Origin of the sequence: Teichococcus aestuarii, assembly GCF_042651065.1 — a bacterium.
In the GTDB taxonomy this organism is placed as follows: Bacteria; Pseudomonadota; Alphaproteobacteria; order Acetobacterales; family Acetobacteraceae; genus Pseudoroseomonas; species Pseudoroseomonas aestuarii.
Window position 1 is genome coordinate 1 of sequence record NZ_JBHSCH010000024.1, and the last position, 12,183, is coordinate 12,183.

19 protein-coding genes are annotated in these 12,183 nt (G+C 72.6%); 7 read left to right on the plus strand and 12 right to left on the minus strand.

Annotation, left to right across the window (positions count from 1 at the left end):
* From ACFOY6_RS11265 to pcl, 7 genes are all read left to right on the plus strand, one after another.
* The coding region (locus tag ACFOY6_RS11265; protein WP_379650758.1) for a hypothetical protein at positions 1-213 on the plus strand (213 nt) is incomplete at its 5' end.
* 40 nt (positions 214-253) lie between these two features.
* Positions 254-628, plus strand: coding sequence for a photoactive yellow protein (pyp, locus tag ACFOY6_RS11270; RefSeq protein WP_379640500.1), 375 nt, complete (start codon positions 254-256; stop codon positions 626-628).
* A gap of 26 nt (positions 629-654) precedes the next feature.
* Complete coding sequence (locus ACFOY6_RS11275) at positions 655-1,197, plus strand: hypothetical protein (RefSeq protein WP_379650760.1); 543 nt, start codon at positions 655-657, stop codon at positions 1,195-1,197.
* On the plus strand, positions 1,194-1,718 hold the full coding sequence (locus ACFOY6_RS11280) for a hypothetical protein (RefSeq protein WP_379640497.1): 525 nt from the start codon (positions 1,194-1,196) through the stop codon (positions 1,716-1,718). The genes ACFOY6_RS11275 and ACFOY6_RS11280 overlap by 4 nt, the downstream gene beginning before the upstream one ends.
* A gap of 129 nt (positions 1,719-1,847) precedes the next feature.
* A complete protein-coding gene (gvpA, locus tag ACFOY6_RS11285) occupies positions 1,848-2,069 on the plus strand; it encodes a gas vesicle structural protein GvpA (RefSeq protein ID WP_379650762.1) in 222 nt (73 codons plus the stop codon).
* A 639-nt stretch (positions 2,070-2,708) separates the two neighbouring features.
* On the plus strand, positions 2,709-2,858 hold the full coding sequence (locus tag ACFOY6_RS11290; protein ID WP_379650764.1) for a hypothetical protein: 150 nt from the start codon (positions 2,709-2,711) through the stop codon (positions 2,856-2,858).
* Positions 2,859-2,894: 36 nt separating this feature from the next.
* On the plus strand, positions 2,895-4,103 hold the full coding sequence (gene pcl / locus ACFOY6_RS11295) for a 4-coumarate--CoA ligase (protein ID WP_379640494.1): 1,209 nt from the start codon (positions 2,895-2,897) through the stop codon (positions 4,101-4,103).
* Positions 4,104-4,161: 58 nt separating this feature from the next.
* On the opposite strand, the gene ACFOY6_RS11300 is transcribed toward pcl, so the two are convergent.
* The 12 genes from ACFOY6_RS11300 to gvpN form a co-directional block, all read right to left on the minus strand.
* Positions 4,162-6,084 carry a hypothetical protein gene (locus tag ACFOY6_RS11300; RefSeq protein ID WP_379650766.1) on the minus strand — a complete coding sequence of 641 codons (1,923 nt, stop codon included), beginning with the start codon at positions 6,082-6,084 and terminating at the stop codon, positions 4,162-4,164.
* Between the two features lie 46 nt (positions 6,085-6,130).
* Positions 6,131-6,436, minus strand: a complete 306-nt coding sequence (locus ACFOY6_RS11305; RefSeq protein WP_379640491.1) for a gas vesicle protein K — start codon at positions 6,434-6,436, stop codon at positions 6,131-6,133.
* Entirely contained in the window at positions 6,433-6,648 is a 216-nt protein-coding gene (locus ACFOY6_RS11310; protein ID WP_379650768.1) for a gas vesicle protein, read from the minus strand. Before ACFOY6_RS11310 ends, ACFOY6_RS11305 begins: the two co-directional genes overlap by 4 nt.
* Complete coding sequence (locus ACFOY6_RS11315) at positions 6,645-7,409, minus strand: GvpL/GvpF family gas vesicle protein (RefSeq protein ID WP_379650770.1); 765 nt, start codon at positions 7,407-7,409, stop codon at positions 6,645-6,647. The genes ACFOY6_RS11310 and ACFOY6_RS11315 overlap by 4 nt, the downstream gene beginning before the upstream one ends.
* Positions 7,406-8,404 carry a GvpL/GvpF family gas vesicle protein gene (locus ACFOY6_RS11320; RefSeq protein ID WP_379650772.1) on the minus strand — a complete coding sequence of 333 codons (999 nt, stop codon included), beginning with the start codon at positions 8,402-8,404 and terminating at the stop codon, positions 7,406-7,408. Before ACFOY6_RS11320 ends, ACFOY6_RS11315 begins: the two co-directional genes overlap by 4 nt.
* 22 nt (positions 8,405-8,426) lie before the next feature.
* On the minus strand, positions 8,427-8,681 hold the full coding sequence (locus ACFOY6_RS11325; protein ID WP_379640487.1) for a gas vesicle protein GvpG: 255 nt from the start codon (positions 8,679-8,681) through the stop codon (positions 8,427-8,429).
* A 5-nt stretch (positions 8,682-8,686) separates the two neighbouring features.
* The gene (locus ACFOY6_RS11330) at positions 8,687-9,442 is read right to left on the minus strand and encodes a GvpL/GvpF family gas vesicle protein (protein WP_379640486.1); all 756 of its coding nucleotides are present in this window, start codon (positions 9,440-9,442) and stop codon (positions 8,687-8,689) included.
* Positions 9,439-9,933, minus strand: a complete 495-nt coding sequence (locus ACFOY6_RS11335; RefSeq protein ID WP_379650774.1) for an Hsp20/alpha crystallin family protein — start codon at positions 9,931-9,933, stop codon at positions 9,439-9,441. Before ACFOY6_RS11335 ends, ACFOY6_RS11330 begins: the two co-directional genes overlap by 4 nt.
* Before the next feature lie 28 nt (positions 9,934-9,961).
* Positions 9,962-10,279 (minus strand): gas vesicle protein, encoded by a 318-nt coding sequence (locus tag ACFOY6_RS11340; RefSeq protein ID WP_379640485.1) that lies wholly within the window; start codon positions 10,277-10,279, stop codon positions 9,962-9,964.
* A 34-nt stretch (positions 10,280-10,313) separates the two neighbouring features.
* Entirely contained in the window at positions 10,314-10,571 is a 258-nt protein-coding gene (gene gvpO, locus ACFOY6_RS11345; RefSeq protein ID WP_379640484.1) for a gas vesicle protein GvpO, read from the minus strand.
* A gap of 11 nt (positions 10,572-10,582) precedes the next feature.
* On the minus strand, positions 10,583-10,843 hold the full coding sequence (locus tag ACFOY6_RS11350; RefSeq protein WP_379640483.1) for a hypothetical protein: 261 nt from the start codon (positions 10,841-10,843) through the stop codon (positions 10,583-10,585).
* 98 nt (positions 10,844-10,941) lie between these two features.
* Positions 10,942-11,946: a gas vesicle protein GvpN gene (gvpN, locus tag ACFOY6_RS11355; RefSeq protein WP_379640482.1), complete on the minus strand. Its 1,005-nt coding sequence runs from the start codon at positions 11,944-11,946 to the stop codon at positions 10,942-10,944.
* Between the last annotated feature and the right edge of the window lie 237 nt (positions 11,947-12,183).

Consider the following 12,183-nt stretch of genomic DNA (forward strand, 5'->3'; position numbering starts at 1 on the left):
TACTGGTCCCATCAGGCTCTCCGCCGTGCCAGCCTGATCCCGGCTACCCAACCCGCCGGAACCATCGCTCCTACACCACGCGATGGGACACGACCTATCCCCTTCGAGGCGACCCTTCGCGCCGCGGCGCTGCGGCAGCGCGCGGAACGCTTGCAGCATGACTGGCGCGCCCTGGCCGGCGGGCTGCTCTTCGAACTCGCCCAAGGCCCGTGACCCCGGCCGCCCCTCCCCTCCGCGCAGGAGCACCGCTTCGATGGAACTGATCAAGTTTGGCGCCGACGACCTCGACAACCTCGTTGCGCGCGACCCGACCCGCCTCGACCGCCTGCCCTTCGGCGCGGTGCTGCTCGACCGTGTGGGCAAGGTGATCAAGTACAATGCGGGCGAGGTGGCCATCAGCGGCCGCACCGCGGACCAGGTGATGGGCAAGAACTTCTTCAACGACATCGCCCCCTGCACCAAGGGCCACCAGTTCATGGGCCGCTTTCAGCAGGCGGTCGCGCAGGGCAGCGTCAACACGATGTTCGAGTATGCCTTCGACTACAAGATGAAGCCCTCCAAGGTCCGGGTGCACATGAAGTCGGTCTCGATCGACCAGGGCATCTGGGTCTTCATCAAGCGGCTCTGACCCGGCAGCCCGGCGGAACCGCTCCCATGGCCGCGCTGCGCATTGCCACGCTGCTCTGCCCGCCGCTCGTCCCGCTCCCCCCCCCTCCGGAGGAGCAGGTGGCGGTGCTGGCCCCGCGCCCGGGCGAGTTCAGCTGGACCCTGCTGCCCCGGAACGGCCAGCGGCCGCTCTACCTGCCCGCCCGCATGCTGCTGGAGGCCAGCAGCCAGGGGGGCGGGTGCGACATCTGGTCGGAGATTGCGGTGCTGGAGACGGAGGATGCGCGCTTCGTCGCGGTCGTCCGCCACCTGCTGGAAGCACGCGGCCTGACCGCCTTCCGCCATGCCGCGCTGTGCGATGGCCCGGAGGCCGTGCGGGACTTCTTCGAATCCCATGACCCCGTCGCGGTGATGCCGGTCGAGGCCCTGACGGGACCCCTGCCGGAGCGTGCCGTGGCCGAGGAGTTTCTCGCCGCCGCCGGCCGGGAGTCCGGTTTCCAACGCGCGCGCTGGCGCGCCCTGTTGGGCGCCGTCTTCGGCGCTCCCCGCCATGAGCCCCGCCCGTGGGCAGCTTCAGGAGGCCTGCAATGAACATCGTGACCAGCCTGGATACGCTGGAGAACCGCGCCGGCATGCCCGCGCCGGCCTCCGCCCTCTCGGTGCCGGCCATGCCGGAGCCGCGCATGATGGCGCGCGGCGGCGGCAGCATGATCACGCTGCGCAAGTCGGGGGCCCGCCCGGTCAGCTTTTCCGGCCGCCAGCTCGGCGCCCATAACGGCTACCGGCTCGGCACCGCGCTCTGGCACGAGCTGAACCTCTACCAGACCGATGACGGCCGCTTCGTGGCCGATATCCGGGTCTTCACCAAGGCCGAGGGCGCGAAGGACCAGTTCCATGTCTTCGTCGCCGACACGCTCGAGGACGCGATCAGCCACTTCGAGAGCTACGATCCGCGTGCCGACGTGGTGGCGGATTTCGATCTCGACGACCCCGAAATGACGCCCGCCGAACTGATGGTGCAGGCAGCCGCCCTGAAGTACCGCGTGGCCGATGCACAGAGCCAGTACCGGGCCCTGCTGGGCAGCTTCCTCAGCGAGCTGAACGGAGCCTGAGACGCCGCCGTTTCCGCGTCCCGGCCGCGACAGAGGGGCGCGCGGCCCGCGGGCCGGAACAGTCAGAAGGCTGCGTAAGCCTCTCGCCCCTTCCCTCTCTCCCGCGCCTCTCCAGAAAGGAAATGACCCATGACCATCAACAAGAGCCTGGCCTCCAGCAGCCTCGCCGAAGTCATCGACCGCATCCTCGACAAGGGCATCGTAGTCGACGCCTTCCTGCGCGTCGCGCTGGTGGGCATCGAGCTGCTGGCCGTCGAGATCCGTGTCGTCGTCGCTTCGGTCGAAACCTATCTGCGCTATGCTGAGGCGGTCGGCCTGACCACCGACCCGGCTGCCGTCGCCGCGGCCTGATCTCTTTCGGCCCGGGGCCGCCTGTCCCCCCTCCAGGGGTTTCCCAGGAGGTTCCGGGCCTTCTCCTGCAGGATCTGACGCATGACGGACAGCCAGAGCGGTCATTCCCGCCCCCGCAGCGCCGGCGGCGTCCAGACCGTGGCCGCCTTCCGGGCGCGCCGCCTCGCCGAGCGGGCGGCGCTGCGCCAGCGCCCGGCACAGCCTGGCCCGGCCAAGCCCAAGCCCACCGCGGCGCTCCAGGCCGAGCCGGTGGAAGCCCGGCCGCTGCCGGAGGCTCTTCCTCCCGCGGCCGTACCTCCCGATCCAGAGCCGCCCGTGCCGGATATGTCGACAGGCAGCGCCCCGCCTTCCTCGCCCGTTCCGGCTTCCTCCATGGAGATGGAGCCGTCTCCCTCCGTCTTTTCGGTCCTGCTCGACGAGGTGGAGGCCACGAAACTCCCGGCCTCTCCGCCAGAAACAGCGCTTGATATCCACCTCCCCTCCCGAGCTGAGCCTCAGCCTGATGAGCCGGTTCCCCTCCCCTCCCCTGCGCCGGAACTGGCGCCGGAGCCGGAGCCTCCACTGGCACCCGCGCCTGAACCTGCCGCCCCGGCCAAGGCGGAAACCCTCTCGCGCCCCGTGCTGGGTTTGGGGCCGGGGATGCGGATGCGCCTCCAGCAGCTTGGGTACAGCACGATCGACGACCTGGCCCATGCGGAGCCGGCGCATCTGCGCGAGGCGCTGGGCGAGATCAGCCAGTTGATCGACATCGACGCCTGGATCGCCAGCGCCCGCCGCATGCGGGGCTGAGCGGCGGCGGAACCGCAGAAGCGAGAAGCCCTGATCATGCCGCATGTCCTGTCACGTCCGGCCATCTTCCGGGCGCTCGTCTCGCTGGTGGTGGCCGAGCTGGCGAGCCTGTCGCGGCGCCAGATCGCGCCTGACGTGGCGGCCGCCTGGGGACCGGAACTGCCGATCGGTGAGGAGGGGTTGGGGCTGGACAGCCTGGAGCGCGTCGGCATCGCCAGCGCCGTCAGCCGGCTCTTCCAGGTGCATGAGGTGGGGGTGGAGGACATGCTGCTGGCCCTGCCCACCCTTGGCGAATGGGCCGAGCTGGTGGAGCGGGTGATGCAGGAGGGCACCACCGGCCTGACCTTCCTCACCTCCGGCAGCACGGGCGAGCCACGCCCCTGCCCCCATCCCTGGGCCGCGCTGGAGGATGAGACCGGCTTCTGGGCCTCGGAACTGGCGGACCGCCAGAGGATCGTGCAACTGGTCCCGGCCCATCACATCTATGGCTTCCTCTTCACCATCATGCTGCCGGACCGGCTGGGCCTGCCGGTGGTGGATGGCCGCGCCCTCTCGCCCGGACGGCTGCGGCTGGCGCTGGAGCCGGGCAGCCTGCTGGTGGGCTATCCGCTCGGCCTGCGGCGCCTGCTGGCGGAGCTGCCGGCGCTGCCGCCCGGGGTGGCGGTGCTCAGCTCCACCGCGCCCTTGCCTGATGCGGTGCATCGCGCCCTGCTGGCCCAGGGCGCGCAGAGTGTCCGGCAGATCTATGGCAGCTCCGAAACGGCTGGCTTGGCCACGCGCAGCAACCCTGACGCCCCCTTCACCCTGCTGCCGCGCTGGCGTCGTGGCGCCGGCGGCGACGCTGCCTCGGTGATCGAGGTGGCAACCGGCCGCGAATGGCCGCTGCCCGACCGTGCCGAATGGCCGGGCGAGGACAGTTTGCGCCTGCTCGGCCGCAAGGACACCGCCGTGCAGGTGGGCGGCATCAACGTCTTTCCCGAGCGTGTGGCGGAGCGGCTGGCCACCCATCCGGCGGTGGCCGCCTGCGCCGTGCGGCTGGATGCCAGCCTGCCGGAGCCGCGCCTGAAGGCCTTCGTCGTGCCAGCCGGAACTTCTGACGTCAGAACCCTGTCGGACGAGCTGGACCGCTGGTGCCGCGCCACCTTCGAGGCGCCGAGCCGCCCGGTGCATTTCCGATTTGGCACGGCGCTGCCGCGCAGCCCGCTTGGCAAGCTGGCGGACTGGGAGGCGGCGCCGGACTTCTGACGTCAGAAGTCCTGGCGCCCCCTCGGCGCCCCTTCCCTCGGGGAAGGTGCGAGGCCGCTCAGGCCGCCCGCTGGCCTGGCCCGTCGCTCGCCAGGGCCAGGGCCGTGGCCGCCGAGTTGAGCCGGCGGATGCTTTCCTCCACGGCCGAGAGCAGCTCCGGCGCGCGGACCACCAGGGCGGGCGGCAGCGCCGCCGTGCCGGCCATGGCCTGCCGCGCCAGCTTCTCCGCCTCCTCCAGCAGATCGGCGCTGCTGCTCTCGACGCTGCCCAGCCGCTCCAGGGTGATGCGGATGGTGGGTGGCAAGGCGCTGTCCTGCACGGCTTCCAGCAGGCGGCCGGCGGTGGAAGCCGCGGGCGGCGTGGTGAACCGCGCCGTCAGCAAGGTGCTGGCTGCTGCCAGCACAGCCTCCAACTGCTGCCGTGTCCCGTCCAGCGTGTCGCCCAGGCGGGAGGCTGCCGCCATGTGCTGCTCCAGCGCCGCGAGAGTGGCCCGCAGCGGCTCCATCTCGGCCGTATGCGTCTCGCGGTTGCCAGCGATGCTGATCATCGCCTGCAGCCGTACGGCCTGCATCTCGATCGACGCGGTGCCGGCGCTGAAGCGGTCGGTCGTCTCGGTGAGGTAGCGCGCGGCATCGCCCAGCGAAGCCTCGTTGTGCGCCACCCGCTCCACATGCACGGCCAGCCGCTGCACGATCTCATGCAGCCGTTCCGCCGTTCCCGCCTCCGGCGCCTCGCTCTGCGCCAGTCGGCGGGCGGCCTCGGAAAGCGCTGCCTCGCCACGCTCGGCCAGACGTGCCAGGCGCGCGGCCTGCAATTGCGTGCTGCCCGCGCGCTCAGCCATGGCCTTGCTGGTGGCGGCCAGATGCTCGGCGGTCTCGGGCAGGCGGTCCAGCGCGGCGCCGGCCGCTTCCAGGCGGTCTGCCATGTGGTTGAGGCGCGCCGCCCCGGCCGAGAGTTCCGCTCCGGCATGCGGCACCTCGGCCAGCGGGGCCAGAGTCCGCGTCAGGCCCTCCAGCCGTTCCACGTTGCCGGAGAAGGTGGCGGCCACTTCCGTCAGCGCCCGCGCCGCCTCCTGCGTCTGGCCGATGCGGCGCGCGGCGGCACCCATCTCGCCCGCACTCTGGCCCAGCCGCGTTGCCAGCACGGGCAGGGCGCCCAGCGCATCCTCCATGCTCTCCAGCGCCTGTGCGGCCTGCTGGATGCGGTCCACGCCCTGGCCCATCTGCGCCGCGGCGGCGGGCAGGGCGGCAAGCGTGGCGCCGGCGCCTTCCAGCTGCGCGGCGCAATGCTCAATGCGCGAGAGGGCGGCGGCCGGCACCGCGCTCTCCAGCCGCTTGACCACGCTCTCCAGCCGGGCGGGCAGCTCACCGCCGGCGCTGGGAAAGGCAGGGACGGAGGCGGTGCCCTGGGCGCTCTCGGCGCGCTCGGCCATGGTGGCCAGCCGTGCGGTCGCCGCGCCCAGTTCGGCATCCACCCAGGAGACCGTCTGCCGCAGCGAGGCGAGCAGCGACTGCCCGCCCTCGGCCGAGAGGGCGGCGGGCTGCTCCAGCGTGTCCTTCAGCTGCTTCTCCACCGCCCGTGCCAGGCCCGAGAGTTGCGCGCCGGTGGTGACGGCACGGCCCACGGCGGCGGTGGCCTCGGCCATCTGCCGCCGCTGCTCCTCCAGCATCTGCCGCAGGCTGTCGATCACCGCCTGGGCATCGCCGCTCTCCGCCGGGGCGGCGGGGGCGGTCAGCAGGCCGTGCAGCGTCCAGAGGCTGGCGCCCAGAGAGAGCAGCGCCGCCAGCCCGGCACAGGCCATCGCCGCCGGACCGGCCCAGGGGCCGCTGTCGATGGCCAGCAACCCGCTGGCGGGAAGGAACCAGAGGGCAGGGGCGGTGACCAGAAGCACCAGCGCCAGCTTCCATGGCCAGCCCAGCAGGCCGACCAGCTCCGCCATGCCAGGGTCTTCGGGAGAGGAGATCGCTTCTGCGGATGTCATGCCGGCCTCCTGCCGGGGTTGCTGCGGCCATGGCGGCCGCGGGTCGTCACAGCAGCCGCCCGAGCGGCCCGAGATCGAGGTTCAGCTCTTCCGCCCGCAGGCCGAGACGCTGGCAGAGCACCTGCACCGCCGCGCGTGCTGCCGAGAGCGTCAGGCCCAGCCGCTCGGCTTCGTCCTCGCTCAGGCTGCCGGCCTCGAGCCGGTGCAGGGCCTGCGCCTCCATGAGGCGGCGGAGAAATTCCACCAGGGTCAGCACAAGCCGGCCGAGATCCTGCTCCAGCCGTGCGGGGTCCAATTCCAGGCGGATCGGCGGGACGCTCGTGGAGGAAGTTTCCGGGGCGGAGAGGCTCATGGCGTGGGCGGCCCCATCATCATGCGCGAGGCAGCCTCCACCGAGGAGAGCAGGGCCCGCAGGCTGATCTGCACCAAATCCACCCCGGCCACCGAGAGGACCAACTGGCCGTCCAGCACCACCCCCGTCTCCAGCAGCCGGTCCAGCACTTCGACCAGGCTCTGCTGCTGGGGCAGGGCAGGGGGCCTTTCCAGGGTGGCGGAATGGCTCATGCCGGATGCTCCAGCGCCTTGCGCGCAAAGCTGTAGGCCGGCCAGGGACCGGACAGCTCCAGCGTCACGCCGGTGCCGGAGAGGCTGTCGCCCAGCGTTTCCAGCGCCGGGCGCGCCGCCTCGATGGCGGCCGTGTCGGCCAGCATGGTCAGCCGCTCGGGGCGCGGCTCGGGTTGGGGGGCGAGGCCGCACTGGTCGGCCACGGCGTGCATCTGCTCGCGCAGCGCCTCAAGGCGCGCTGCCCGCACTGCCGGCAGCAATTGCTCCAGCCGGCGTGCCAGCAGGAAGGCGGTTCCCGGCCCGGCCCCGCTCCGCTTGCGCGCCAGTTCCGAAAGAGTTGGTTCGGTGCGTTGCAGATAGGCTGCGTGCTGCGCCGCGTCCTCGCGCAGGATCAGGCTCCATTCGGCGCGCTGGCCGAGCAGGCGGAGCGCCTCGGCCAGCACCGACCGCCGCTCCTCCGCCCAGTCCAGCAGCGGGGCGAGGCCGCTGAACAGCGCGCCGAAGGCGAAGGGCAGGCAGGGCGCGGCGGCGGCCACCACGCCGTGATGCGCCTGTGCCCGCTCGGCGATCCAGGTGGGCTCGGCGGTGCGGTTGCCGGGCGCCTCGCGGTCGAACAGCGCGCGCGGCACGGGGCTGGCCAGCACCGCCACCTCGCCCGCCGGCAGCGCGGCCAGCGCCGCGCCGGGCAGAATGGGCGGCACTGCCGGCGCGGCATGGCCGGCCGCCGTCACGGCATAGGCGTACCAGGCCTCGGCGCTCATGCGGCCACCTCGCCGCAGGGCACCAGCCGGCGGCGGGCGCGGGGCAGCAGGGCGGTCAGGTCGGTGTCCTTCCCGGCGTCCAGCAAGGGCGCCAGCAGCCGGTAGGCGCCGCGCATCTCCGCCATGGCGCCGCCATCGCCCGGGGCAAGGGTGCGGTCGGGGTGCAGGTTGGCGGCGCGGTCGCGCCAGCGCAGGCGCAGAACCTCGGCATCCACCCGTTCCGGTAGACCGAGCAGCGCCCAGGCGGCGCGCAGGGCCGGCTCCTCTGCCTCCGCCACCTGCCAGGCGGCGAAGTTCACGGGCGGCATCGGCCCGCGCAACTCGGCGCTGCCGCCCGCGGAGAGATCGGCCGGCAGGGCCTGCAAGGCCTGCTCGATGATCTCCTCCCGCGCGCGGGGCACCAGCAGCACGAAGCTCAGCTCCGTCTCGGCGCCGGCGGGCAGGCGGGCCAGGCGCAGCACGGCGGGGGCCAGGGCCGCCTCCAGGCGCGCTGCGCGCTGCGCGGCCTCGTCCACCATGGCCTGGGCGATGGCGGCGGCCAGCGCGGTGCTGTCGCGCAATTCACCACTGGCCTGCGCGGCCATCAGCCGGGGGCGGTGCGAGGCTAGCCAGTGCTCCACCGGCCAGCGCAGCGTCACCTGCCACTGATGCGTGGCGCCGTCCCGCTCCAGCGCCGCGCCCAGCCCGTCGGCGGCGGCCTCCAGCAGCTCGGGCAGTTCGGCGGCGGGGCAGAGGGCGGCGGCCGGGTTGGCGGGCAGGAAGGGCGCCACGCGGCAGGCCGCCTCCAGCCGCTTCTGCACCACCAGAAGCCCCTGCAGGCGGGCGGCCTCGCCCAGGCCCCGGCGTGGGCCCGCCGGCTCCTGCTGAGCGAAAGCGACGAAGCCTGCCGCCTCGTGCTGCACCAGCCCATGGCCGCCGACCCGGCCGAGTGCCAGGCGGATCGCTGCTGCGCCTTCGGGGGTGCCGATCCCGAGCAGCCGTACCAGACCTTTCATCGTAGAGCCTCCTGACCCGGATTCATGCGGCGCCGGCCTTGGCCTGTTGCCTTGCGCGGATGAGGTGCAGTTCCTCCAGCAGCTCCGCCTCGGCGGCCTCGAAGGCGGCCTCGTCGATCTCGCCCGCCTCCAGCCGGCGCTCCAGCGCGAGCAGCGCCGCCTCGATCCGCTTGGGGTCGAAATTCTGCTCCTCGACCATCTGGGTGATCTGCCGCGCCACCCAGGCGATCCCGCCCAGGGGCCCGGCAACCGGCGCGGCAAGCAGACGGAACAGCATCGCCGTCACGCCCGGCCGAAGAGGTCGGCATGCAGCGTGACGAAGTTGTAGGGTGGCACCGGCCCGACATAGCGGAAGTCGATGCGCGCCGCGTGCTCCGCCGCCAGGGCCGACATGGCGGCATCAAATTCCGCTTCGTGGCTGCGCGGCACCAGGAAGGCGTGGTTGAGGATCATCGTCTCGTCGAGCTGCTTCAGCGCCGTCTCGCGCTCGGCCAGCGGCGCCAGCCGGGCCAGGATGGCGGCGCTGTCAGCTTGGCGGCGGGCGGCCAGGGCGGCTTCCACCTTGCGGCCCAGCTCGATCCGCTCGGCATAGGTCTCGGCGGCGGGGCGGCTGCGCAGCCGGTCGCGCAGGCGGCGCAGCCCGGCATCCTCCTCCAGCAGCTGGGCGAAGGCCACATCCTCCCGCCAGTTCGCCTTGACGCCCAGCTCCACCCGCCCGGCGATGCTGGAGAGCGCGGCGCTCAGGGTGGCGGCATTGCCGTTCAGGCATTGCCGCAGCGTCGCCGCGTCCGGCGCCACGGTGCCGAAGCGCACCGGCAGCATGGCGCGCTGCTGCTGCGCCCGCTCCAGCACCGCCGTGTGGGTCAGCATGCTGCGGCGCGTGGGGGTGATGTGCTCGGCTGGGGAGTCGCTGACCAGCGCGGCCAGCCCGCCCTCCGCCACCCACTCCAGCGCCGCGCCGGACAGGCCGGTACCCAGCGACGCGGCCTCCGGCCGCTCCTCGGCCCGGGCGAGGCCGTAGATGTAGAGGCTGCTCATGCCTCGTCCTCCCGGCCGCGGGGGGCGAGGCGCCCTTCCAGCAAGCCATGGGTGCAGTGCCAGCGCAGGCTGTGCGGGTCGGCGCCCGCGGGCAGGGCGAGGCGCGCCTCGTAGCGGAAGGGGCCGCTGGCATGGATCAGCAGCACCCCGTCGCGGATCGCCAGGGCCACCGCCTCGGGCGCCGTGCCGGGAAGCTCGGCCAGGATGCGCCAGCCGCCCGCCTCGCTCCGGATCTCGCTGCGGGGCTGGCGGGGCGGGGCCTCGCCCGGTGCATAGGCCGTGCAGCCAGCCTCCATGGCGGGGCCGGTCTGGCTGCCATCGGCCATTGCCCGGCCCAGCAGGTCGCGCAGCGCGGCGCGCATGCCTTCCACCGCTGCGGCGCCGGTGGGCGAGGGGGGGTGGCCGAGACCTTGGTGGGCGCGGGCGCGCTCGCTCAGCCGGCGGGAGAGGCCGGGCGTGGCGTGCGGCGACAGGATGCGGTGCGGTGCCATTCTGGCGACCTCCTGACAGGGTGAGGGATCAGCCGCGCGGCGCGGCCAGGCTTTGCTCCAGCCGTTGCAGCCTCTCGCTGAGCTGCAGGTTCTCGGCGCGCAGCCGCTCGGTCTCCTGCGCCAGGGCGCGGCCATTGCCCTGGTAGGCGGGCTCGCCCTCCCACCAGCGGATGCCCATCTCCAGCGCACGATCGACCGAGGCGACGACGAGGCGGACGCGCACCGTCAGCAGCTCCACGCCGACGAGGCTGATGGAGATGTCGCCGGCCACGACAATGCCCTTGTCGAGGATCCGCTCCAGGATGTCGGCCAGGCTGCTGCCGCCGACGGAGTGCTGCAGGGACATTCTGTCTCCTGGGGGTGAAGGGTGCGGCCCGCGCTCAGCTTTCTTCGAGAAGCTGGCCGCGCTGGGTGCGGGCGGTGCGGCGCCAGCGCAGCAGCGTGCCCGCCTCGTCCAGCACCACCTCGTAGCGCGCGATCAGGTCGTGGGTGCGGGGGATGGCGCTGTGCTCCAGCATGTCGATGTTCAGCAGCCAGCCCTCCGCATTCCGGTCGAAGCGGCTGATCGTGTCGGTGGACAGGCCGATCAGCGCCTCGAGCTGCTGCTTGGCGCGGCTGACGAGGGCGGTGGGTTCCATGCGGATCCTCCTCAGTATTCCAGCAGCATGCCGCGCCGCCGGGCGGCGGCGGGGGCGGGGCGGGGCTCGGCGGCGGCGGCCGGGAGGGTGAGCGGCCCGGCCTCCGGCGGTGCGGAGGGGGCCGGCCGAGCCTCCGGCGCCGGCGGCAGCATCTGGCGCGAGAGCGTGGCCATGCGCTGCTCCAGCGCCTGGAAGCCCGCATCGGCGCCGTGGCGCTGCCGCTCTAGCAGGTCGATCTGCCGCAGCAGCCGGGCGCGGCGCTGGGCCAGCATTGCGTATTCCGCCGCTGCCGATTCCAGGCGCTGCGGCCCGGCACCACGGGCGCTGAGCCGTGTGCCTGGCGGGCGCTGGCGGGGGGCTGCGGGGCGCATCAGGTGGCGGCCTCGGGTGTGCGGACCTCGGGTGTACAGGCGTCGGGCGCGCAGAAATGATCGATCAGCCGCGTCAGCATCTGCCGGTGCCGGGCATCGGGGATGCCGTCCGGGCCGGGCTTCAGGCGGCTGGCCAGGATGTCGGCGCAGAGCTGACGGAAGGCCGGGTCGGCCGCGTCCGCCTTCATTCCTTCGCGCGCCACCATGCGGGCGATCATCAGCGAGGCGCGCATGGTGGGGCGCTGGGCGTATTCGCCCGAGCGCCGGAAATCCCGCACCAGGTCGACGATGCGCGCCGCCTCCGCCGCCGGCAGCGCGGCACGGGCGGTGACGATGGCGATCTCCGTCTCGCGGTCGCAATTCTCGAGGTCGAGGGTGACGACGCGGTCGAGCAGCGCGTTCTGGGTGTGGTGTGTGCCCACATGATCAGCCGGGTTGGAGGTCAGCAGCAGCCGGAAATCGGGGTGCACGCGGCGGTAGCTCTCGCCCCGCCCGGCCTTGGGCAGGATCAGCAGCCGCTCCTCCAGCACCGTCAGCAGCACGTTGTTGGCCGCAGGCGGTGCGCGGTTGAACTCGTCGTAGACCAGCGTGGCGCCCTCGGTGCAGGCGATGGTCAGGGCGCGGTCGAGCCAGACGGAGCTGGTCTCGCTCTCCACCTTGGTGACGCTGCTGATGTAGCGGTCCACCACCCGGCGGGTGCGCTGGCCGCTCTCGCGCCCGATCAGCCGCTCCGTGTCGAAGCTGTCGTCGCCGACGAGCAGGATGACAGGGCGGGCCAGACGCTCGGCGAGATGAAGGGCGAGAGTGGTTTTACCGCTGCCGGCCGGGCCGCGGAAATGCACCGAATAGCCGGCGCCCAGATAGGTTTCCGCCCGTTGCGCCAAGGCCGCGAGAGAGCCGGTGCAGACGAAGTCCGGGCGGGGGCGGAGCTGCAGCAGGGCATCTCCGTCGGCGGCGGAATCGAGCTCCGGGCGTTCTGTGGCGCGGGATGCGCGAAGGGCCATGCGGTGCTCAGCCTTCTGCCAGCAATGCGAAATTCGTCGCGACCAGTCTATGCGAAAAAACTCTCTATTCAAGCGAAATATCGTAGAGACATATCAGGCACCCTTCGCTTCAGGCATTTTAAGTGGCTGTTGTGAAAGCCTCTCTTCTGCTCCCACTGCGTGGCAGCGCAGGTCATGCTCTCTGGCTTCCAAGGTGGCGGCAGACGGGCATGTCCGCCCGCCGCCACCTGGGGGCGC

Bases quoted from the DNA above. Each gene is read 5' to 3' on its own strand.
- pyp (WP_379640500.1), top strand. From the start codon at position 254: ATGGAACTGATCAAGTTTGGCGCCGACGACCTCGACAACCTCGTTGCG.
- ACFOY6_RS11275 (WP_379650760.1), top strand. From the start codon at position 655: ATGGCCGCGCTGCGCATTGCCACGCTGCTCTGCCCGCCGCTCGTCCCG.
- ACFOY6_RS11280 (WP_379640497.1), top strand. From the start codon at position 1,194: ATGAACATCGTGACCAGCCTGGATACGCTGGAGAACCGCGCCGGCATG.
- gvpA (WP_379650762.1), top strand. From the start codon at position 1,848: ATGACCATCAACAAGAGCCTGGCCTCCAGCAGCCTCGCCGAAGTCATC.
- ACFOY6_RS11290 (WP_379650764.1), top strand. From the start codon at position 2,709: ATGCGGATGCGCCTCCAGCAGCTTGGGTACAGCACGATCGACGACCTG.
- pcl (WP_379640494.1), top strand. From the start codon at position 2,895: ATGCCGCATGTCCTGTCACGTCCGGCCATCTTCCGGGCGCTCGTCTCG.
- ACFOY6_RS11300 (WP_379650766.1), bottom strand. From the start codon at position 6,084: ATGACATCCGCAGAAGCGATCTCCTCTCCCGAAGACCCTGGCATGGCG.
- ACFOY6_RS11305 (WP_379640491.1), bottom strand. From the start codon at position 6,436: ATGAGCCTCTCCGCCCCGGAAACTTCCTCCACGAGCGTCCCGCCGATC.
- ACFOY6_RS11310 (WP_379650768.1), bottom strand. From the start codon at position 6,648: ATGAGCCATTCCGCCACCCTGGAAAGGCCCCCTGCCCTGCCCCAGCAG.
- ACFOY6_RS11315 (WP_379650770.1), bottom strand. From the start codon at position 7,409: ATGAGCGCCGAGGCCTGGTACGCCTATGCCGTGACGGCGGCCGGCCAT.
- ACFOY6_RS11320 (WP_379650772.1), bottom strand. From the start codon at position 8,404: ATGAAAGGTCTGGTACGGCTGCTCGGGATCGGCACCCCCGAAGGCGCA.
- ACFOY6_RS11325 (WP_379640487.1), bottom strand. From the start codon at position 8,681: ATGCTGTTCCGTCTGCTTGCCGCGCCGGTTGCCGGGCCCCTGGGCGGG.
- ACFOY6_RS11330 (WP_379640486.1), bottom strand. From the start codon at position 9,442: ATGAGCAGCCTCTACATCTACGGCCTCGCCCGGGCCGAGGAGCGGCCG.
- ACFOY6_RS11335 (WP_379650774.1), bottom strand. From the start codon at position 9,933: ATGGCACCGCACCGCATCCTGTCGCCGCACGCCACGCCCGGCCTCTCC.
- ACFOY6_RS11340 (WP_379640485.1), bottom strand. From the start codon at position 10,279: ATGTCCCTGCAGCACTCCGTCGGCGGCAGCAGCCTGGCCGACATCCTG.
- gvpO (WP_379640484.1), bottom strand. From the start codon at position 10,571: ATGGAACCCACCGCCCTCGTCAGCCGCGCCAAGCAGCAGCTCGAGGCG.
- ACFOY6_RS11350 (WP_379640483.1), bottom strand. From the start codon at position 10,843: ATGCTGGCCCAGCGCCGCGCCCGGCTGCTGCGGCAGATCGACCTGCTA.
- gvpN (WP_379640482.1), bottom strand. From the start codon at position 11,946: ATGGCCCTTCGCGCATCCCGCGCCACAGAACGCCCGGAGCTCGATTCC.